A 20,946-nucleotide genomic window follows, 5' to 3' on the forward strand; every position below is an offset into this window, starting at 1 on the left:
ACTTATTTAACCTGTTTCAGCACATCAGCGGTGATGTCTTTCACATCGCTGCTGTTGTATGCAACGGCATTAGAATCAACAACCAGGTCGATGCTCTGGCTGCTCGCTACGCTTTTCACAGCGGTCTGGATACGGTTAACCAGTTTGCCACGTTCTTCGTTGGAACGACGTGAACGATCCTGCTCAAAAGACTGTGCTTTTTGAGAGAAAGTCTGGCGCTGAGCCATAACGTCTTTTTCCAGCTTGGTACGGTCGGCACCCGGCTTCATAGACTGCAGACGCTGCATTTTGGACTGCAGGTCGCCTTCCATACGCTGCAGCTCGCTTGCGCGGCCTTTGAACTCATTTTCCAGCGTATTAGAAACACCCGTTTTCTGGGCTACCTGTTGGAACAGGCTGTTCATGTTAACCATTGCAATTTTATCTGCCGCCTGCGCGGAAGTTACCATTGCCAAACCCAGACCTGCAGCTAATAACCACTTTTTCACAATTAACTCCTTACCATCCCATGAGTACCCAGGGGTACCGTTATTTGCGTGGCCAGGCGATAACCGCGGTTATCGCCTAAAGTCAGCGCTATACTGCACTTACATTCCTTTGCTGCCGACAATTACCAGGTTTTACCAATGTTAAACTGGAACTGCTCGGCCTTGTCTCCATCGTACTTTTTGAACGGTTGGGCGTAGGAGAAGACCAACGGCCCCAACGGCGACATCCACTGTACCGCAATACCGGCGGACATACGGATGTTGCTCGGGTCACCGTAATCCGGATAACCCGCATAAGCGCTTGAATCCCAGTGTGTATCCCACACGGTACCCATATCCCAGAAGAACGAGGTACGGACCGAGTTAGCATATTTATCACTGATAAACGGTGTCGGGGTGATCAGCTCAAGGCTGGCCACGGCCATGGCGTTACCGCCCACCGCATCATCCGATTTACACGGCGCAGATTCAGTGCTCTTACAGTTGCTGTCATAGTTGTCATCGTCATCATGACGATTGCTGGCCGGGAAATATACCGCTTTCGGGCCAATGGTGTTCGACTGGAACCCACGTACGGTGCTTGAACCACCGGCGTAGAAGTTCTCGTAGAACGGCATTTCTTTACCGCCAATACCGTCGCCATAACCGAAGCGGGTACGTCCCAGAACAACCCACTTGTGGTCGTTATCGATCGGCACGTAGGTCGCGGTATCCAGCGTGGCTTTGTAGTATTCGTTATCAGAACCTGGAATGGTCACTTTACCATTCAGGTTGACTCGCGAACCTTCCGTCGGGAAGAAGCCGCGGTCGAGTTTGTTATAGGTCCACCCGTAGTTGAAGGTGAAGTCGTTCGCGCTGAATGAGTTGTTATCATCCGTCGTGCCCGGGTTCTGACCCATTGAGTTCAGGTAACGCCACATCGACACCTGCGGTTGCATGTTGGACAAGGAGTTATGGACATAACCCAGGCCTGCACGCAGGGTGTTGTATTCGTTAACCGGGAAGCCCAGCGTGACGTCTGTACCATAGCTTTTGTTGGTATAGTCAGACAGGTCCGCATCGTTCGCGTCGAAGTCGTTATAGAAGATACGACCACCGAGGCTCACGCCATCCACGGTGAAATACGGGTTGGTTACCGACAGTTCAGTATAGGTCTGATAATCGTTTTTGGTGCCGTTAATTCCAACGGAATAGCCGGTACCTAACCAGTTGTCCTGCTGAACGCCAGCCTGGAAGCTTACGCCACTTTCCGTACCGTAACCGATACCGAAGTTGAAGCTACCGGTGTTACGTTCTTTGACCTTATAGACAACATCAACCTGATCCGGGCTACCTGGTACGCGCTGCGTATCGGTATCTACCGTTTCAAAGTAGCCTAAGCGATTCAGACGATCTTTACCCTGATCGACCATATCGCTACCCAGCCAGGCCCCTTCCATCTGACGCATTTCGCGACGCAGAACGGAGTCTTTTGAGGTGTCGTTGCCTTCGAAGCGAATTTTACGCACGTAGTAGCGGTTGCCCGCGTCAACATTGACGTGCAGCTTCACGGTCTTATCGGTGTCGTTGATTTCCGGCTGAGACTGTACGCGCGGATAGGCGTAACCGTAGCGACCGAGGAGTTTCTTAATATCATTCTCCATTTTGGTCACTTTGGCGCCGTTATACAGCTCGCCCGGCTCCACCTTGGTCAAGGCTTCGATTTCCGCCGAATGGCCTGCCAGATCGCCCGTCACCTGCACACCAGAAAGCTTGTACTGCTCGCCTTCTGTAATGTTGACGGTGATGTAGATGCCTTTTTTATCTGGCGTCAGGCTCACCTGCGTGGAGTCGATGTTGAAACGTGCGTAACCGCGATCCAGGTAGTAGCTGCGCAGAGTTTCGAGATCCCCTGCCAGTTTCTGTTTCTGGTATTTACGGTCGCCGACCACGTTCCACCACGGTACTTCATCACGCAGCTGGAATGTTGAGATCAGTTCATCGGTGCTGAATGCATGGTTACCGACAATGTTAATCTGCTGGATTTTCGCCGAAACGCCTTCCTGGAACACCAGTTTCAGGTCGACACGGTTACGTGGCAGCGGCGTGACGACAGCTTTTACGCTGGCGCTGTATTTACCGACGCTGTAGTAGAAATCTTCCAGCCCTTTCTCGATATCAGCAAGCGTCGTGCGGTCAAGAGATTCCCCGACGCGAACACCGGATGCCTCAAGGTTTTGCTTGAGCATGTCATCCTTCACCGACTTGTTACCGGAGAAAGTGATGCTGGCAATCGTTGGGCGCTCTTTCACCTGCACCAACAGGGTATCACCATCGCGCAGGACGCGGACGTCCTCAAAGTTGCCAGTGGCAAACAGAGCACGGATGGTGTTACTGATATCATCATCGGTTACCGTATCGCCAGGACGCACTGGCATACTGAGGAGGGCCGCACCAACAGCGACACGCTGCAAGCCTTCGAAATGAATGTCCTTCACCACGAACCCTTCAGCACCGTATACGGTTGCGCTGCTAAACAGCAGCGACGCTATGAGCAACTTTTTCATCGCCATCGTTATTATGCGTTCTTCCTAACAAACTCTCTTACAACCGAGAGAAATCATTGAAAAGTGCAAGCCCCATTAACAACACCAGCAGTATTGAGCCAATGCGATAACTAAAGTCTTGAACTCGCTCGGATACCGGCCCGCCCTTCAGCTTTTCAATTGCCAAAAACAGCAGGTGTCCCCCGTCCAGGACGGGAAGCGGGAACAGATTGATTATCCCGAGGTTCACGCTAATCAGCGCGAGGAACATCAGATAATAAATCAACCCAAACTCCGCTGACATTCCAGCCCCCTGGGCGATAGAAATCGGCCCGCTGAGGTTGTTCAGTTTGACATCACCGGTTATCAATTTACCCAACATCCTGACCGTCAACGACATCAGTTGCCAGGTTTTATCCGTGGCTTCAGCAATGGCCGCAAACGGCCCATACTGACGCACTGTCTTATATTCATCGGGCAGCGGAATGACCTTTGGTACCACTCCTGCAAACCCTTCAGCCTTACCTTTTGCGGACTTCGTATCAGGCGTCAGCGTAACAGATAAGGGGGTCCCCTGTCGCTCAATGTCCAACACCAGCGCCTTGCCTGGGTTGTCACGCACCAGATTAACAAACGTCATCCACTGCGTTAACGGCTGGCCATCGACTTTAACGATCCTGTCGCCCGCTTGCAAACCAGCCTTCTTCGCAGCCGAGTTTGCCTGTACTTCCGCCAGAACCGTATCAATCTGCGCGCTGCGAGGCTGAATACCTAACGACGCTACCGGATCTTGTTTATCCGGCTCGAAAGCCCAGTGCCGCAGATCGAGGATTTTATCCTGACGCTGGCTGCTGCCGAAAGGGGCGACCGAAACTATTGTTTGCTCATCGCCAATCTTCGTCACCAGCGCCATACGCACGGCATCCCAATCAGGCGTTTCGATGCCATCTATCGCTTTAAGTTCCGTTCCTTTTGCAATTTGTGCGTGTGCAGCAATCGAATCGGGTACTATTTCGCCAACGACAGGGCGAACGCCGGGGACGCCTATAATGAAGACCAGCCAGTAGGCAAAGATGGCAAAAATGAAGTTGGCGATAGGCCCGGCGGCGATTACTGCCGCCCGCTGGCCCACGGTTTTGTTGTTAAACGCGTAGTGGCGCATCTCTGGCGCCACCGGCTCGACGCGTTCGTCGAGCATCTTGACGTAGCCACCGAGTGGGATAAGCGCGATGACGAATTCCGTCCCCTGCTTGTCGCTGCGTCGCCATAACGCTTTACCAAAACCAATGGAGAAGCGTTCAACGCGGATGCCACAGCGACGAGCCACCCAGAAATGACCAAACTCATGCACGGTGATCAATACGCCCAGCGCAATGATAAAGGCAGCCAAATTCCAGAGTACGCTTAGCATAAAACCTTCCGTCAAATCGTCCTGAAGACCAACAATAGCAGACAGGCAAACACCGGTACCGCCGCCGTCAGGCTGTCGATACGATCCAGTATTCCACCGTGTCCGGGAATCAGATGACCGCTATCCTTAATGCCGGCCTCTCGCTTAAACATACTCTCTGTCAGGTCACCCAGTACTGATGCCAGCGCGGCGACCACAGAACAAATCAGCAGTACCGTTGGGGTCACATCGAGATTTGCCCACAGACCGTAGGCCCAGGAGATCACCGCGGCGGTCACCAGGCCACCGAAGAAGCCCTGCCAGGTTTTCCCCGGAGAGACCTTAGGTGCCAGCTTGTGCTTACCGAACAGCTTGCCAAACATATAGGCACCGGAATCGGCACCCCAGACAAGAATCATCACGTACAGCAACCACAGTGCGCCGCTGTAGTGGTTATCGGCATAGTGCCATGCGCGTAACGCCAGCATGCCCCAGAAAAAGGGAACGATGGTCAGAATGCCGAAGATCAGGCGCAGAACTTTAGAGTTCCGCCAGAACGCGGCAGATGCCGGGTAAGACAGCACCAGCAGCAGCGCCACAATCCACCAGCCAAACGACGCCCACAGCGACCCCTCAACCAAAGGCTGATGTACGTCATAGTGGTATTCTGGCATCAGGAAAAGCATCAACGCTAACAGCAGGCCGCAAAGCAGCGCCAGCCAGATGCGTTGTGAGGTAGAAGTGAAACCGCTAAATTGTCCCCACTCCCAGGCAGCGAGCATGCAGACAACCAGCGTGACAATAGCAAACCCCGCCGGCGGCAACAGAAAAAGCGCCGCAATTACCGCGGGAATTAAGACCAAAGCCGATATCAGGCGATACTTCAGCAAAAGTGACCCCCATCAGGCATGATTGCCACCCGGCTCAGTGCCGCCGAAACGACGCTCTCGATTAACAAAGGCATGAAGTGCACCTTCAAAGTCCTGTTCAGCAAAATCGGGCCAAAGAACATCGGTAAAGTAAAGTTCGGCATAGGCAATTTGCCAAATCAAAAAATTACTGATGCGATGCTCTCCCCCGGTCCTAATAACTAAATCTACAGGTGCCAGCTCATGCATGCAGACCTGCTGACTCAGCATGTCTTCGGTGATCTGTGCGGGCTGAAGTAACCCTTTCTGTACCTGTTCAGCCAGATGGCGGACACCCTGAGTAATATCCCAGCGCCCACCATAGTTCGCGGCAATATTCAGCGTTAAGCCTGTATTGTTTTCCGTCAACGCTTCCGCTTTGCGGATACGCTCCTGTAGACGGGAATTAAAACGCGTTGTATCGCCGATAATCCGCAGACGGACGTTGTGCCGGTGCAGACTTTTGACTTCGCTATCCAGTGCCCAGACAAACAGTTCCATCAATGCAGTAACTTCCTGCGCGGGGCGGTTCCAGTTCTCACTGCTGAATGCGTATAGCGTTAACGCTTCAATACCATTGTTCGCCGCGAAAGAAACGGCACGACGAACCGATTTCGCCCCGGCTTTATGGCCGAATGCGCGAATTTTTCCTTGTTGCTTAGCCCAGCGACCGTTGCCATCCATAATAATGGCGACATGACGGCAGCCATGAGCAAGCGACCCTTCGCTGACAGTGTGATTAGCAGACAACATATATGCGTTTTAAGTCCATAATAAGGATTAGCCAAGCCACTAAACGCAAGCAACAGGTCAGCGCTGTATACGCATTTTTATCCAGTGCCGAAGCTGCAGCTAATCGCAGAGAACAACCAAAAGCTTTACGCAAAAAAGCCGTGTTTTTCCACGGCCACCGAAATCTATTACATCAATATGTAACGATTGGGTGGCGCAGACTATATCACTGAAGCCCAGCGCCCACAAATATCACAGCGTGTCGCTGAGGTTCAGACCCGCGTTATCAGACGTTTAATCTGTTGCTGTGCGGTCACCCTGGCATGGGCGTCGATCGCCAGTACTTCCTCAATGCTTTGAGGCTCATCCAGCGCCAGTTGATCCAGCACGCCCTGGTTGATCGCGGCAATGTCGGTGAAGCGAATCTGTTGCGCCAGGAAGGCAGCGACGGAGATTTCGTTTGCCGCATTCAGCGCCGTGGTTGCCGCCTGACCATGCTCAAATGCATCCATCGCCAGTTTCAGACAGGGGTAACGTCCATAATCCGGCGCGGAAAAGCTCAGGTGACTCAACTGACAGAAATCTAACGCCGGCACACCGGAATTGAGGCGCTCTGGCCACCCCATCGTATGGGCGATAGGCGTGCGCATGTCTGGTTCGCCAAGCTGCGCAATCACGCTACCGTCAAGATAACGCACCATCGAATGGATCACGGATTGCGGGTGGATCAGTACTTCCATCTGCCGGGCCGAGGCGTTGAACAACCAGCGGGCTTCGATATATTCCAGCCCCTTGTTCATCATGGTGGCGGAATCCACGGAAATTTTGCGTCCCATTGACCAGTTAGGATGGCGGCAGGCCTGATCCGGCGTCATTGCAGCCAGATCGGCTATTGCCGTCTCCCGGAAAGGACCACCCGAACCGGTCAGCAGAATCGACGAAACGCCATTCTGCGTTAAATCAGCGTATCCAAGATTATGTTGAACAGTTACCGGCATACTCTGAAAAATAGCGTTATGTTCGCTATCAACGGGCAACAAACGCGCGCCGGACTGCTGCACCGCATCCATAAACAGACGCCCGCAGGTCACCAGTGATTCTTTATTTGCCAGCAGCACCGTTTTACCGGCACGAATTGCCGCCAGCGTCGGCACCAGCCCCGCGGCGCCTACGATCGCAGCCATCACCTGATCGACATGGTCCATCGCCGCAACGTCAGCGGCAGCCTGCTGGCCGCTCAATACTTCAGTCTGGCTACCGCTTTCACGCAGCCGAATGCGCAACGTATCCGCGCTTTGCGCATCGTCCATGACCGCGTAGCCAGGGGAGAATTCCAGACACTGTTCAACCATACGGTCGACATTTTTCCCCGCGACCAGCGCGGCGACGGAAAAGCGATCGGGGTTATGGCGCACCACATCCAGCGTGCTGCATCCAATTGAACCGGTCGAACCGAGAACGGTTAATTGCTTCATGAGATGTCCAGAAGAATTGAGACAGGATAAAAAGAAAAACGCCGCCAGCAAGCCCTTGCGCATCAGTAACATGGGAACGGTTTTGCACAAGATCGGCTTTAATAAGCGTCAAATGCACCCCGTTTAACACAATCCCAGGAACTGCGCGTTCGGTCTTCTGTACGGCGTTTCAGACTTGACGACCGCAGCCCATCAGCAGCGATGCGCGGCGGTCGCTTCAGCAGAGAATCAGAACTGCATCAGTTCCGCTTCTTTATCTGCCAGCGCCGCATCAACTTTCTTAATGGCGGCGTCAGTCATTTTCTGCACGTCGTCCTGAGAACGGCGATCGTCATCTTCGCTGATCTCTTTGTCTTTCAGCAGCGCTTTTACTTTGTCGTTGGCATCACGACGAACGTTACGTACTGACACGCGAGCCTGCTCGGCTTCGGCGCGTACGATCTTCGTCAGATCTTTACGACGTTCTTCCGTCAGCGGCGGCAGCGGAACGCGAATGTCGGTACCCGCAGAGCTTGGGTTCAGGCCGAGGTCGGAAGCCATGATGGCTTTCTCAACGGCCGGGCTCATAGAGCGATCGAACACGTTGATTTTCAGAGTACGTGAGTCTTCTACCGTTACGCTTGCCAGCTGACGCAGCGGCGTCGGCGTGCCGTAGTATTCCACGACGATGCCATCCAGCAGGCTGGGAGAAGCACGACCCGTGCGTATTTTGCTGATTTGGGTTTTGAACGCTTCGACGCATTTTTCCATGCGTACTTCAGCATCTTTTCTGATATCGCTAATCACGTTACGAATCCTTGAAAACTTGTCTCAGACAGACCAGACGGTCGCTCACCGCAAAAGTGAGCTAAGTATAGTCAGGTTTAATGCAAATCACCGGGCAATGCACCCGCGAAAGTAAAGCGGAATATTACCCGGATTTGACGCTGACGGGAATTATTCCGTAATCAAAGTGCCTTCTTTTTCGCCCATCACCACGCGACGCAGTGCGCCAGGTTTATTCATGTTGAAGACGCGAATCGGCAATTTGTGGTCACGCGCCAGGGTAAAGGCGGCCAGATCCATAACTTTCAGTTCTTTATCAAGCACTTCGCTGTAGCTCAGTTGCTCGTACATCGTTGCGGTCGGATCTTTGGCCGGGTCAGCGGTAAATACGCCGTCGACTTTGGTGGCTTTCAGCACCACATCGGCTTCGATTTCAATACCGCGCAGGCAGGCTGCAGAGTCGGTAGTGAAGAACGGGTTACCGGTACCCGCAGCCAGGATAACAACGCGGTTGTTACGCAGCAGGCTGATCGCTTCCGCCCAGCTGTAGTTATCACACACGCCATTCAGCGGAATCGCTGACATCAGGCGAGCGTTCACATAGGCGCGATGGAGAGAATCTCGCATTGCAAGGCCGTTCATCACCGTTGCCAGCATGCCCATGTGGTCGCCCACAACGCGGTTCATACCCGCTTTCGCCAGACCAGCACCACGGAACAGGTTACCACCACCAATCACGACGCCGACCTGAATACCCAGTTCAACCAGTTCTTTGATTTCCTGAGCCATACGGTCAAGTATGCTTGCATCAATACCGAAGCCTTCCGAACCCTGCAGAGCTTCGCCACTTAACTTAAGCAGAATACGTTTGTAGACAGGTTTTGCATTGGTAGCCATGTTTCTTTCCTGAGACGGTGACAAGTGAGATGAGTTAATTCTGGCGACATTGTATGTCGCTTTTCAGCACAGCCACTATAAGCATTGCGCTGAATTTACAAAACGGGCACAAAAAGAAGCCGCCCTCAGGCGGCTCCTTGTGAAAATTAAGACTGCTTGGACATCGCAGCAACTTCTGCTGCAAAGTCGGTCTCAACTTTCTCGATGCCTTCGCCCACTTCAAAGCGGATGAAGCCAGTTACGTCAGCGTTGTGCTCTTTCAGCAGCTGAGCAACAGATTTGCTCGGGTCCATTACGAACGGCTGGCCAGTCAGAGAAACTTCGCCGGTGAATTTCTTCATGCGGCCTTCAACCATTTTCTCTGCGATTTCTTTCGGCTTACCAGACTGCATCGCGATGTCCAGCTGAACCTGGTACTCTTTCTCAACGACTTCAGCAGAAACGTCTTCCGGCTTAACGAATTCAGGCTTGCTTGCAGCGATGTGCATTGCCAGCTGTTTAACCAGCTCCTGATCGGCGCCTTTAGCAGCAACCAGAACACCGATACGTGCACCGTGCTGGTATGAACCCAGAACGTCGCCTTCCAGAGCAGAAACGCGACGAATGTTGATGTTCTCACCGATTTTAGCAACCAGCGCAACACGCTCTTCTTCGAACTGTGCTTTCAGAACGTCAACATCAGTGATTTTGCCAGCAACAGCTGCATCCAGAACTTTGTTAGCAAATGCCTGGAAACCACCATCTTTAGCAACGAAGTCAGTCTGGCAGTTAACTTCCAGAATGATGCCGTAGGTGCCATCGATTTTAGTGATGATCACGCCGTCAGCAGCAACGTTGCCTGCTTTCTTCGCTGCTTTGATCGCGCCGGATTTACGCATGTTTTCGATTGCCAGCTCGATGTCGCCGTTAGCTTCAGTCAGCGCTTTTTTGCAATCCATCATGCCTGCGCCAGTACGTTCGCGCAGCTCTTTTACCAGGGATGCGGTAATTTCAGCCATTCTTTAATCCTCGGGAGAGATGACCTGCCCGGTTCGCAGAACCAGACAGGTTTAAAAGTGAAAAAGGGGCCAAATATAGGCCCCTATTTATACACGGTACTAAATAAGGGATAGACCTTATTATTCAGCTTCTACGAAGCTTTCTTCAGCCTGAGAAGCCAGATCCTGAGAACGACCTTCACGCACGGTAGTCGCAACAGCACCCAGGTACAGGCTTACTGCGCGGATTGCGTCGTCGTTACCCGGGATAACGAAGTCTACGCCGTCCGGATCGGAGTTAGTATCAACGATAGCAAATACCGGGATACCCAGGTTGTTTGCTTCTTTGATAGCGATGTGTTCGTGGTCTGCATCGATAACAAACAGTGCGTCCGGCAGGCCGCCCATGTCTTTGATACCGCCCAGGCTGTTTTCCAGCTTGTCCAGCTCACGAGTACGCATCAGCGCTTCTTTCTTGGTCAGCTTCTCGAAAGTACCGTCCTGGGACTGAGTTTCCAGGTCTTTCAGACGTTTGATGGACTGACGAACGGTTTTCCAGTTAGTCAGCATGCCGCCCAACCAGCGATGGTTCACGAAGAACTGGTCGCAGCTGTTAGCAGCTTCTTTTACCGCTTCGCTTGCAGCGCGTTTAGTACCGACGAAAAGGATTTTACCTTTACGTGCAGAGATTTTGTTCAGTTCAGCCAGAGCTTCGTTGAACATCGGTACAGTTTTCTCAAGGTTGATGATGTGAACTTTGTTACGTGCGCCGAAGATGAAAGGCTTCATTTTCGGGTTCCAGTAACGGGTCTGGTGACCAAAGTGAACACCAGCCTTGAGCATGTCGCGCATGGAAACAGTTGCCATGTTTAAAACCTCTATAGATAAAGTTGGGGTTATGCCTCCACGTATCCCATATTACCGACCCCAAAGGGCACCCCGGAATATGTGCCGATACGTGTGTGTTATTTACACAAAATGAGATTTGTCGCTTCAGTCCATCCTGTGTAGTTCGAATGGAACGGAAGTCCGGCGCGCTTTATACCACAAAACCAGACCGGACACCAACTCTTGTTGACGTCACGTGCTGTTAATGATTCTCAATTTGGCACCAGGTCGCCCGGACTGTTAACATTGACAGGACTTACTCTATTATTGTCGAAAAAATCGGCGCAGCTGGACAGAATCCACCATGGCTATATCTATTAAAACACCTGAAGACATCGAAAAAATGCGCGTGGCCGGCCGCCTGGCCGCTGAAGTGCTGGAAATGATCGAACCTTACGTGAAACCGGGCGTCAGCACCGGCGAACTGGACCGTATCTGTAACGATTATATCGTCAACAACCAGCAAGCAATCTCAGCCTGCCTCGGCTACCACGGCTACCCGAAATCCGTGTGCATCTCTATTAATGAGGTCGTTTGTCACGGCATCCCTGATGACGAAAAACTGCTGAAAGACGGCGACATCGTCAACATTGATGTGACGGTGATTAAGGATGAATTCCACGGCGATACCTCGAAGATGTTTATCGTCGGCAAACCGACCATCCTCGGCGAGCGCCTGTGCCGCATCACCCAGGAAAGCCTGTATCTGGCCCTGAAGATGGTCAAGCCGGGAATCAACCTGCGCGCGATTGGCGCCGCTATCCAGAAATTCGTTGAAGCCGAAGGTTTCTCGGTCGTACGCGAATACTGCGGTCACGGCATCGGCCGCGGCTTCCATGAAGAGCCGCAGGTGCTGCACTACGACTCCCCGGAAACCAATGTGGTGCTCAAACCTGGCATGACCTTCACCATCGAGCCGATGGTCAACGCCGGCAAAAAAGAGATCCGCAGCATGAAAGACGGCTGGACGGTGAAAACCAAAGACCGGAGCTTGTCTGCGCAGTACGAGCATACTATTGTGGTGACAGAGAACGGCTGTGAGATTCTGACGTTACGCAAGGATGACACCATCCCGGCGATAATCTCGCACGACGCATAACGAAAAGCCGGCGCCCGCCGGCTTTTTTATGACAAGCGTCCTGCCGTCACCCTTCGGGCCGCCGCAAGCGACGTTAAAAATCGCTCCCGGCGTTTATTATGACGGGCTTCCTGCCCGTCACCCTTCGGGCCGCCGCAAGCGACGTTAAAAATCGCTCCCGGCATTTATTATGACGGGCGTCCTGCCCGTCACCCTTCGGGCCGCCGCAAGCGACGTTAAAAATCGCTCCCGGCGATTTTTTATGGGCGATAGTTTTTTCATATGGTGACGCAATGAGCAACCCTTTACCTGACACTGTCTCCCCTCCCCTTTCCGGTCAGCCGGCGAATCCCGGCAGTTGGCCACAGGCGGATTTACACTGTGCCGCCATCAAGGCACACCTTGATAGCTTCCAGCGCTGGCTGGGCGAGGCGTTTGATAGCGGCATCGCCGCCGAACAGCTAATCGAAGCGCGGACCGAATTTATCGACCAGTTGCTTCAGCGGCTGTGGGTTGATTACGGCTTTGGTTCGGTCAACGACCTGGCGCTGGTAGCGGTTGGCGGATACGGTCGTGGCGAACTGCATCCGCTCTCCGACGTCGACCTTCTGATCCTCAGTCGCAAAAAACTCGCCGATGACCAGGCGCAGAAAGTGGGGGAACTGCTGACGCTGCTGTGGGACATCAAGCTGGAGGTCGGTCACAGCGTCCGTACGCTGGAAGAGTGTCTTCTCGAAGGGCTATCCGACCTTAGCGTTGCCACCAACCTGATTGAATCACGCCTGCTGATCGGCGACGTCGCTCTGTTCCTGGAACTCCAGAAGCATATCTTCAGCGATGGCTTCTGGCCCTCGGAGAAGTTCTTTGCCGCCAAGGTCGAAGAGCAGCAGATCCGCCACCAGCGTTATCATGGCACCAGCTATAACCTCGAGCCGGATGTGAAAAGCAGCCCCGGTGGGCTGCGCGATATTCACACCCTGCAGTGGGTTGCCCGTCGCCACTTTGGCGCCACCTCGCTGGATGAAATGGTCGGTTTCGGCTTTATTACTGAAGCGGAGCGCAACGAACTTAACGAGTGTCTGCACCAGCTCTGGCGGATCCGCTTTGCTCTGCATCTGGAGCTCACCCGCTACGACAACCGTCTGCTGTTTGACCGCCAGCTCAGCGTGGCCCGTCGACTGCGCTACGAAGGCGAGGGAAACCAGCCGATCGAGTACATGATGAAGGATTTCTTCCGCGTCACCCGACGGGTCGGCGAGCTGAATCACATGCTGCTCCAGCTGTTCGATGAAGCAATCCTCGCCCTCACGGAAGATGAAAAGCCGCGGCCCATTGATGATGATTTCCAGTTGCGCGGCACGCTCATCGATCTGCGCGACGACACGCTGTTTATCCGTGAGCCGCAGGCCATCCTGCGCATGTTCTATATCATGGTGCGAAACAGCAACATCACCGGGATCTACTCCACAACCCTGCGCCATCTGCGCCATGCCCGGCGCCACCTGACCCAGCCTCTGTGCTATATCCCGGAAGCGCGCAGCATTTTCCTCAGCATGTTGCGCCATCAGGGCGCGGTCAGCCGTGGCCTGTTGCCGATGCACCGCCACAGCGTGCTGTGGGCCTACATGCCGCAGTGGTCGCATATTGTCGGCCAGATGCAGTTTGACCTGTTCCATGCCTATACCGTCGATGAGCATACGATCCGCGTGCTGCTGAAGCTGGAAAGCTTCGCCAAAGAAGAAACCCGCAGTCGTCACCCGCTGTGCGTCGAGCTGTGGCCTCGCCTGACCCACCCGGAACTGATTCTGATTGCGGCGCTGTTTCATGACATTGCCAAAGGCCGTGGGGGCGATCACTCGGTGCTCGGCGCGCAGGACGTACTGAAATTTGCCGAGCTGCACGGGCTCAACTCCAGAGAGACCCAACTGGTCGCCTGGCTGGTGCGCCATCATCTTCTGATGTCGGTCACCGCGCAGCGCCGCGATATTCAGGATCCCGAAGTCATCAAGCAGTTCGCCGAAGAGGTGCAGACGGAAAACCGCCTGCGCTACCTGGTGTGCCTGACCGTCGCCGATATCTGTGCAACCAACGAAACCCTGTGGAACAGCTGGAAACAGAGCCTGCTGCGCGAGCTTTACTTCGCGACGGAAAAACAGCTGCGTCGGGGTATGCAAAGCACGCCGGATATGCGCGAACGAGTTCGCCACCATCAGCTACAGGCGCTGGCGCTCCTGCGGATGGAAAACATTAACGAAGAGGCGCTGCATCAAATCTGGAACCGCTGTCGCGCCAACTACTTCGTTCGCCATACGCCAAACCAGCTCGCCTGGCACGCCCGCAATTTGCTCAAGCACGATCTCAGTAAACCGATGATCCTGCTCAGCTCGCAGGCAACCCGCGGCGGGACAGAAATCTTTATCTGGAGCCCGGACCGGCCTTATCTTTTCGCCGCCGTCTGTGGCGAGCTGGATCGCCGCAACCTGAGCGTCCACGATGCGCAGGTCTTTACCACCCGTGACGGGATGGCGATGGACACCTTCATCGTCCTGGAGCCGGACGGCAGTCCGCTTTCCGCCGATCGCCATGAGATGATTCGACTTGGCCTCGAGCAGACCATTACCCAACGCAGCTGGCAGCCACCGGCGCCACGCCGACAGGCCGCAAAACTGCGTCATTTCTCCGTGGCCACCGAAGTCAATTTCTTGCCAACGCACACCGACAGAAAATCATTCCTTGAACTGATTGCCCTCGATCAGCCCGGACTGCTGGCGCGCGTCGGTCAGGTGTTCGCCGACCTCAATATTTCACTCCATGGGGCCAGAATTACGACAATTGGTGAGCGAGTAGAAGATTTATTTATAATCGCGACGGCAGACCGGCGTGGGCTTAATAATGAGCTACAACAAGAAGTACAACAACGGTTGACAGAGGCCCTCAATCCAAACGATAAAGGGTGACGAACTTTTAATGTGTAAAGAGAAAGAGTAAACAATGCAGCAATTACAGAATGTTATTGAGTCCGCCTTTGAGCGTCGCGCCGACATCACGCCGGCAAATGTGGATACCGTAACCCGCGAAGCGGTTAACCAGGTGATTTCTCTGCTTGATTCCGGCGCGCTGCGTGTCGCTGAAAAAATCGATGGCCAGTGGGTCACCCATCAATGGCTGAAGAAAGCGGTTCTGCTCTCTTTCCGTATTAACGATAACCAGGTTATCGACGGTGCGGAAAGCCGCTACTTCGATAAAGTACCGATGAAATTCGCTGACTACGACGAAGCGCGTTTCCAGAAAGAAGGTTTCCGCGTGGTGCCACCGGCTGCGGTGCGTCAGGGTGCATTCATTGCCCGCAACACCGTCCTGATGCCGTCCTACGTTAACATCGGCGCCTACGTTGATGAAGGCTCCATGGTTGATACCTGGGCGACCGTCGGTTCCTGCGCGCAGATTGGTAAAAACGTTCACCTGTCCGGCGGCGTCGGCATCGGTGGCGTTCTGGAGCCGCTGCAGGCTAACCCGACCATCATCGAAGATAACTGCTTCATCGGCGCACGCTCTGAAGTGGTTGAAGGCGTCATCGTCGAAGAAGGCTCCGTTATCTCCATGGGCGTATACCTGGGCCAGAGCACCAAAATTTACGACCGCGAAACCGGCGAAGTGTTCTACGGTCGCGTTCCGGCGGGTTCCGTAGTGGTTTCCGGCAACCTGCCGTCTAAAGATGGCAAATACAGCCTGTACTGCGCGGTGATTGTGAAGAAAGTCGATGCGAAGACCCGCGGTAAGGTCGGCATCAACGAACTGCTGCGTACCATCGACTAAGCAAGTCGTTTAAAAAGCGGGGGCAACCCCGCTTTTTTTGTATCTGCCGCTGGCGAAAAGACATTTTATCGTTAATTATTCAAAGGTTATGTTTAATTCAAGGATACCGCTATGTACGACAATCTGAAAAGTTTGGGCATTACCAATCCTGATGAAATCGATCGTTACAGCCTCCGGCAAGAAGCCAACAACGACATTCTGAAAATCTATTTTCAGAAGGACAAAGGCGAATTCTTCGCTAAAAGCGTTAAGTTTAAATACCCGCGTCAGCGTAAAACCGTGGTCGCCGATGGCGTCGGCCAGGGGTATAAAGAAGTCCAGGAAATCAGCCCGAACCTGCGCTACGTGATTGATGAGCTGGACCAGATCTGCCAGCGCGATCGCACCGAAGTCGATCTTAAACGCAAGATCCTCGACGATCTGCGTCATCTGGAAAGCGTCGTTACCCATAAGATCAGCGAAATTGAAGCCGATCTGGAAAAACTGACCCGCAACAAATAACGCCCTTTCTCTCCCCGGCCGGTCATGCCCGCCGGGGCAATTCCAACGACAGCCGGGCAGATTATCGGCTAGCGCTGCTCATCCAGCTGCAGCGAAATATACAGCAGCAGGCGGTCGTCGAAGTTTCCCAGATCCAGTCCGGTCAACTCCGAAATACGGTTCAGTCGATATTCCAGGGTATTGCGATGAATAAACAGCGCCTTTGAGGTAGCCAGCGGCTGCACGTTATGGCGGAACCACGCCTGCAGCGTCCGACGCAGCAGGCCGTTATTATCCATCGCCTTCAGCCGGACCAGCGGACGGGCCAGCTCATTGGCCTGCCAGCCGCCGCGCAGGCTATCGAGCAACACCGGCAGCATCAGATCCTGGTAAAAATAGCTGCGGCTTTCAGGCATCCGCTGCTTGCCGACCATCATGGTGGTGCGGGCGGTACGGTACGACCGGGCAATACTCCCGGGGCCGGTGAAAAAGTTACCCAGCGCGACGCGAAACCGCAGCTGCCCGTTCTCTTTCATCCTCGCGATAAGCTGCTCAACCCGCTTGCCATGATCGTCTGCGTCCCAGCGGCCAAAAGCATTGAGCGCCGGCTTGAGAACCACCATCTCCGTCAAAGAGACGATAGCGACCAGATTGTTACGATCGGGGGTGGTCAGCGCGGTCTGGAGCTGCTGCAGTTCGGCCATGGCGCTGTCGACGCCAAGCTGGCCGCTGTCCACTTCAATCATCGCGACAACCCGCGGCTGGTTCAGATCGATCCCCAAACGCTGGGCCCACTCCGTTAGCGCCGGCGTATTCTCTTCCGCCTGAATCAGGTTCATCACCAGCTCTTCACGCAGACGACTGTCCTGCGCCAGCAGGTGCATCAGTCGCGACTGCTCAAGCATCATCTCAGCGGTCATGCACACCAGCTCGCCATACTTACGCAGCGTTTCGGGTTCGCCGGTCAGGCCAATAACGCCGACAATCTCCCCTTCCAGGCGCAAAGGCAGGTTGATCCCCTGACGAACGCCGTGCAGATGGCGGGCAACTGCATCATCGATATCCACTACCCGGCCCTGAGAAAGCACCAGCAGCGCCCCTTCGTGCAATTCCCCAATTCGCTCACGATCGCCGCTGCCGATAATCCGCCCACGGGCATCCATTACGTTGATATTGGTATCAATGATGCGCATCGTGCGTGCCACAATATCCTGCGCCATTTTGGTATCAAGATGCCAGCCAGCCATGTAACCCTCCCGTAAGCAGGGCACCAGCATAAAAGAGTTCAGTGTGCGTCGCATTGTGCATATGCATAAAGCAGGACGGAGAAGTGTGGAGTTGCGGGTGGGGTCACAGAATGAAAACGCAGGGTAAATGCGGGCAAAAAAAAGCCCCTTCCCTCAACGAGGAGAAGGGGCCGGTTTCACGGTGAGCGATTACTGCATCAGCAGATAAATCGTCGCGTCGCCACGTTGGATATTCAGCGCCAGCACCGAAGGTTTGGCATCGAAGATTTTGCGCAAATCTGCGATATTTTTCACCGGCTGCTGGTTAGCGCCGACGATAATGTCACCTTTCTTGAGGCCAATTTGCGCCGCCGGAGTCCCCGCCTTCACGTTATTGACCGTCACACCTTTATCCTGACCTTTGTTGCTCATCTCCGCACCTTCAATACCATTGAAGATGCTGCTTGAGTCAACCTGAGTCTGGTTGCTCTGCTGCAGCTCGACGGTGACGTTCACCGGCTTGCCATCGCGTACCAGGCCCAGCTGGACTTTGCTACCAATCGGCATCGTACCGACCTGAGCACGCAGCGCGGCGAAGCTGCTGATCGGTTTACCGTTCAGCGAGGTAATCACATCACCCGCTTTAATGCCGGCTTTCGCTGCCGCAGACCCTGGCATCACCTGGCTGACGAACGCCCCGCGCTGGGCATCAACTTTCATCGCTTTCGCCAGTTCAGAGTTCAGCTCGGTGCCCATGATACCCAGCTCACCGCGTTTCACCTGGCCATACTTGACCATCTGTTCGGTCAGGTTTTTCACCATGTTGCTCGGGATGGCAAAACCGATACCAATGTTGCCGCCGTCCGGCGCCAGGATCGCGGTGTTGATGCCGATCAGCTCGCCGTTCAGGTTAACCAGCGCCCCGCCGGAGTTACCACGGTTAATGGCGGCATCAGTCTGGATAAAGTTTTCGTAGTTTTCGACGTTAAGTCCGCTACGGCCCAGGGCAGAAACGATACCCGAGGTCACCGTTTCACCGAGGCCAAACGGGTTACCGATCGCGACGGTGTAATCACCCACGCGCAGCGCATCGGAGTCCGCCAGCTTGATCGCCGTCAGCTCTTTCGGATCCTGAATCTGGATCAGCGCGATATCGGAACGCGGATCTTTACCAACGACTTTCGCATCAAACTTACGGCCATCGCTCAGCTGTACTTTGATGGTGGTGGCATTGTCGACAACGTGGTTGTTGGTCACGACATAGCCTTTCGCTGCGTCGATAATAACCCCGGAACCTAACGCCATAAATTTCTGCTGCTGACCACCGTCACCCTGCGCTCCGCCGCCCTGTGCACCACCCTGACAGAATGGTGAGCTCTGGAACGGCGAACCATCCTGGCAGAACGGCGAGTTGTCGCCGAAGAACTGCTGGAAGTTACGCGGCATCCGCGGGGTATTTACCGTCGTGCTGCCCTCAACATTAATGCTCACAACTGATGGCATTACTTTTTCCAGCATAGGCGCCAGACTCGGCATCTGCTGCGCGTTGGGGGCTGAAGAGGACGTTTCTGCCGCGCTCGCAGAGAGCGGGGATAACGCCAGACCTAAACTCAGAGCCAGTGCACTCATTGCTAACGTGGTTTTTTTCATCATGTCTCAATCTCGATTTTGGATAACGCAATTGCTATGTAAGTGACTATCAGAGTCATTTTATCGCGCTAAGTTCCGGAATTAAGCGTCGGCAAAAAGTAAAAATTTATTGTCCGTCTTTACAAAACCTGTACCTATTCTACCGCCATTAAGCGACGATATTCATCCCACGCATACAAGTCCGTCATGCCGCTGATATAGTCCTGAATCAGCCGGCAGCGATAATAATATTCCATTATCGGAAACGCCTCATCATCGCGAGAAATCTTATTCACCGCCTCAACATAGGCCAGCCGATGACGCGTCGAAAGTTTCTGGAACAAGCGCGAAGCAATGGGGAAAATTCTTACCCGCTCTTTTTCCACTAATAAACTAAAGTCTTCCAGTGACAAATTGAGTAACGGCGCATAGATATCCAGAAGACCGCTAATAACGCGATAGCCCTGTAATTCCAGCTGCTCGACATCCTGATGACTAAATACATGTTTTATCGCGACGTTTTTATATAATTCCAGCAGTTGACTACAGTCGCTATCATCTTCAAGCAGCGCATGATTAAAATCACCGGTAAAGATCTTCGGCAAATTATCGATAAACCGCCGCGCCGCATACGGCACCAGTTTATTCAACGTATTGACCCGCAAATACATAAAGAACTGATCTTCAGTGCTTCGACTGAGAGAATTCGAGCGCGATTTCTCCCACGCATTTTCGACCACCTGCGAAAACAGCGAGCCTTTTTCATGCTGGCCCCAGGCCTCGTACAGCAACTGATAAAGCTGTTCGACGCTGAAAATTCGTTTTTCTACTGCATCTTCAAGATCGGCCACGCAATATGAAATATCGTCTGCGGCTTCCATAATCCATGTCAATGGAAAACGATTGTAAGGCGCCAGATCAAGTTCTTTACGTAACCGCGCAATATAGCCCTCTTCGGCTAAATAATAACCAGGTTTTTTCATTAAATAACTGTGGCTGTCGGGCAGTTCACCGCGCCACCAGGCCGGGCGCGTGTACTTTAAAATGCAGCCAACCTGCGCCCAGGTCAGATTCATACGCATCAGCGTATGGACCAAACGAATACCCTGGGCGTTGCCCTCAAACCAGCACAGATCCTGGCGAACTTTGCTCCGTAGCGTATTCAGTTCCGTCTGCCCCGCCTGCAAACGCAGCGCTTCAACCGTGCAACGATCCTGCGCTAACGGTTCTCCCGCCGCGTCATCGGGCACAAGCCGCTGTCCGAACCAGTCATTAATTGCCGCTTCGCCAAAATGGCCAAACGGCGGGTTGCCGATGTCGTGCATGAGACAGGCCATCTCGACGACGCTCTCAAACGGCCCGGTCAGCTCATCCAGCCCGTAGCTTTCCAGCAGGTGCTGCTCTTTCAGCCGACTCAGGATCTCTTTGGCGATATAGCGGCCAACCTGCTGAACTTCAAGGGAGTGGGTTAAACGAGTGCGCACCGCCGCATTACGTTCCAGCGGAAAAACCTGCGTTTTTTGCTGCAGACGGCGGATCGCCGGCGAGTTAATAATCCGCCCGCGGTCGCTTTCGAAAATGCGCAGAATTTCACGTTCCGTTTCGACGCCCTGCGGTGAGCGGTAGCGCCGACGCCAGTTAATCTTGTTGCGAAAATCAATTTTTGCCATGG

Annotated in this window: 17 protein-coding genes; 4 read left to right on the forward strand and 13 right to left on the reverse strand. The window is 53.8% G+C overall.

Annotated features, from left to right (window positions below):
* Positions 1-2 precede the first annotated feature (2 nt).
* From skp to rpsB, 10 genes are all read right to left on the reverse strand, one after another.
* A complete protein-coding gene (skp, locus tag HF679_RS13980) occupies positions 3-488 on the reverse strand; it encodes a molecular chaperone Skp (RefSeq protein ID WP_123757406.1) in 486 nt (161 codons plus the stop codon).
* 122 nt (positions 489-610) lie between these two features.
* Positions 611-3,040 carry an outer membrane protein assembly factor BamA gene (bamA, locus tag HF679_RS13985; RefSeq protein ID WP_123757407.1) on the reverse strand — a complete coding sequence of 810 codons (2,430 nt, stop codon included), beginning with the start codon at positions 3,038-3,040 and terminating at the stop codon, positions 611-613.
* Positions 3,041-3,071: 31 nt separating this feature from the next.
* A complete protein-coding gene (gene rseP, locus HF679_RS13990) occupies positions 3,072-4,424 on the reverse strand; it encodes a sigma E protease regulator RseP (RefSeq protein ID WP_123757408.1) in 1,353 nt (450 codons plus the stop codon).
* An 11-nt stretch (positions 4,425-4,435) separates the two neighbouring features.
* Positions 4,436-5,293, reverse strand: coding sequence for a phosphatidate cytidylyltransferase (cdsA, locus tag HF679_RS13995; protein ID WP_174509191.1), 858 nt, complete (start codon positions 5,291-5,293; stop codon positions 4,436-4,438).
* Between the two features lie 12 nt (positions 5,294-5,305).
* On the reverse strand, positions 5,306-6,064 hold the full coding sequence (gene ispU / locus HF679_RS14000; RefSeq protein WP_123757410.1) for a (2E,6E)-farnesyl-diphosphate-specific ditrans,polycis-undecaprenyl-diphosphate synthase: 759 nt from the start codon (positions 6,062-6,064) through the stop codon (positions 5,306-5,308).
* A 251-nt stretch (positions 6,065-6,315) separates the two neighbouring features.
* Complete coding sequence (ispC, locus tag HF679_RS14005) at positions 6,316-7,518, reverse strand: 1-deoxy-D-xylulose-5-phosphate reductoisomerase (RefSeq protein ID WP_187042139.1); 1,203 nt, start codon at positions 7,516-7,518, stop codon at positions 6,316-6,318.
* A 228-nt stretch (positions 7,519-7,746) separates the two neighbouring features.
* Positions 7,747-8,304, reverse strand: a complete 558-nt coding sequence (gene frr / locus HF679_RS14010) for a ribosome recycling factor (protein WP_004858114.1) — start codon at positions 8,302-8,304, stop codon at positions 7,747-7,749.
* A gap of 150 nt (positions 8,305-8,454) precedes the next feature.
* Positions 8,455-9,180, reverse strand: a complete 726-nt coding sequence (gene pyrH, locus HF679_RS14015; RefSeq protein WP_123757412.1) for a UMP kinase — start codon at positions 9,178-9,180, stop codon at positions 8,455-8,457.
* Positions 9,181-9,326: 146 nt separating this feature from the next.
* A complete protein-coding gene (tsf, locus tag HF679_RS14020; RefSeq protein ID WP_123757413.1) occupies positions 9,327-10,178 on the reverse strand; it encodes a translation elongation factor Ts in 852 nt (283 codons plus the stop codon).
* Between the two features lie 120 nt (positions 10,179-10,298).
* The gene (gene rpsB, locus HF679_RS14025) at positions 10,299-11,024 is read right to left on the reverse strand and encodes a 30S ribosomal protein S2 (protein ID WP_100682499.1); all 726 of its coding nucleotides are present in this window, start codon (positions 11,022-11,024) and stop codon (positions 10,299-10,301) included.
* A 325-nt stretch (positions 11,025-11,349) separates the two neighbouring features.
* Between rpsB and map the strand changes: the two genes are divergently transcribed.
* The 4 genes from map to HF679_RS14045 all read left to right on the forward strand — a co-directional run bounded on the left by map (position 11,350) and on the right by HF679_RS14045 (position 16,440).
* The gene (map, locus tag HF679_RS14030) at positions 11,350-12,144 is read left to right on the forward strand and encodes a type I methionyl aminopeptidase (RefSeq protein WP_123757414.1); all 795 of its coding nucleotides are present in this window, start codon (positions 11,350-11,352) and stop codon (positions 12,142-12,144) included.
* 272 nt (positions 12,145-12,416) lie between these two features.
* Complete coding sequence (gene glnD, locus HF679_RS14035; RefSeq protein ID WP_123757415.1) at positions 12,417-15,080, forward strand: bifunctional uridylyltransferase/uridylyl-removing protein GlnD; 2,664 nt, start codon at positions 12,417-12,419, stop codon at positions 15,078-15,080.
* Between the two features lie 34 nt (positions 15,081-15,114).
* The gene (gene dapD / locus HF679_RS14040) at positions 15,115-15,939 is read left to right on the forward strand and encodes a 2,3,4,5-tetrahydropyridine-2,6-dicarboxylate N-succinyltransferase (protein ID WP_004872026.1); all 825 of its coding nucleotides are present in this window, start codon (positions 15,115-15,117) and stop codon (positions 15,937-15,939) included.
* 111 nt (positions 15,940-16,050) lie between these two features.
* Positions 16,051-16,440, forward strand: a complete 390-nt coding sequence (locus HF679_RS14045; RefSeq protein ID WP_004858100.1) for a DUF3461 family protein — start codon at positions 16,051-16,053, stop codon at positions 16,438-16,440.
* Between the two features lie 68 nt (positions 16,441-16,508).
* Here the strand turns inward: HF679_RS14045 and cdaR are convergent, their stop codons facing one another.
* The 3 genes from cdaR to dgt form a co-directional block, all read right to left on the reverse strand.
* Entirely contained in the window at positions 16,509-17,666 is a 1,158-nt protein-coding gene (gene cdaR, locus HF679_RS14050; protein WP_123757416.1) for a DNA-binding transcriptional regulator CdaR, read from the reverse strand.
* 189 nt (positions 17,667-17,855) lie between these two features.
* On the reverse strand, positions 17,856-19,295 hold the full coding sequence (gene degP / locus HF679_RS14055; protein WP_123757417.1) for a serine endoprotease DegP: 1,440 nt from the start codon (positions 19,293-19,295) through the stop codon (positions 17,856-17,858).
* Between the two features lie 134 nt (positions 19,296-19,429).
* Positions 19,430-20,944, reverse strand: coding sequence for a dGTPase (gene dgt, locus HF679_RS14060; RefSeq protein WP_154145149.1), 1,515 nt, complete (start codon positions 20,942-20,944; stop codon positions 19,430-19,432).
* Between the last annotated feature and the right edge of the window lie 2 nt (positions 20,945-20,946).

Origin of the sequence: Enterobacter sp. JUb54 (genome assembly GCF_014298075.1) — a bacterium.
Taxonomy (GTDB): Bacteria; Pseudomonadota; Gammaproteobacteria; order Enterobacterales; family Enterobacteriaceae; genus Klebsiella; species Klebsiella lignicola.

What these genes read in the sequence shown, in the direction of transcription:
- bamA (WP_123757407.1), bottom strand. Translation starts at nt 3,040, where the DNA reads ATGGCGATGAAAAAGTTGCTCATAGCGTCGCTGCTGTTTAGCAGCGCA.
- rseP (WP_123757408.1), bottom strand. Translation starts at nt 4,424, where the DNA reads ATGCTAAGCGTACTCTGGAATTTGGCTGCCTTTATCATTGCGCTGGGC.
- ispU (WP_123757410.1), bottom strand. Translation starts at nt 6,064, where the DNA reads ATGTTGTCTGCTAATCACACTGTCAGCGAAGGGTCGCTTGCTCATGGC.
- ispC (WP_187042139.1), bottom strand. Translation starts at nt 7,518, where the DNA reads ATGAAGCAATTAACCGTTCTCGGTTCGACCGGTTCAATTGGATGCAGC.
- pyrH (WP_123757412.1), bottom strand. Translation starts at nt 9,180, where the DNA reads ATGGCTACCAATGCAAAACCTGTCTACAAACGTATTCTGCTTAAGTTA.
- tsf (WP_123757413.1), bottom strand. Translation starts at nt 10,178, where the DNA reads ATGGCTGAAATTACCGCATCCCTGGTAAAAGAGCTGCGCGAACGTACT.
- rpsB (WP_100682499.1), bottom strand. Translation starts at nt 11,024, where the DNA reads ATGGCAACTGTTTCCATGCGCGACATGCTCAAGGCTGGTGTTCACTTT.
- map (WP_123757414.1), top strand. Translation starts at nt 11,350, where the DNA reads ATGGCTATATCTATTAAAACACCTGAAGACATCGAAAAAATGCGCGTG.
- glnD (WP_123757415.1), top strand. Translation starts at nt 12,417, where the DNA reads ATGAGCAACCCTTTACCTGACACTGTCTCCCCTCCCCTTTCCGGTCAG.
- dapD (WP_004872026.1), top strand. Translation starts at nt 15,115, where the DNA reads ATGCAGCAATTACAGAATGTTATTGAGTCCGCCTTTGAGCGTCGCGCC.
- HF679_RS14045 (WP_004858100.1), top strand. Translation starts at nt 16,051, where the DNA reads ATGTACGACAATCTGAAAAGTTTGGGCATTACCAATCCTGATGAAATC.
- cdaR (WP_123757416.1), bottom strand. Translation starts at nt 17,666, where the DNA reads ATGGCTGGCTGGCATCTTGATACCAAAATGGCGCAGGATATTGTGGCA.
- degP (WP_123757417.1), bottom strand. Translation starts at nt 19,295, where the DNA reads ATGAAAAAAACCACGTTAGCAATGAGTGCACTGGCTCTGAGTTTAGGT.
- dgt (WP_154145149.1), bottom strand. Translation starts at nt 20,944, where the DNA reads ATGGCAAAAATTGATTTTCGCAACAAGATTAACTGGCGTCGGCGCTAC.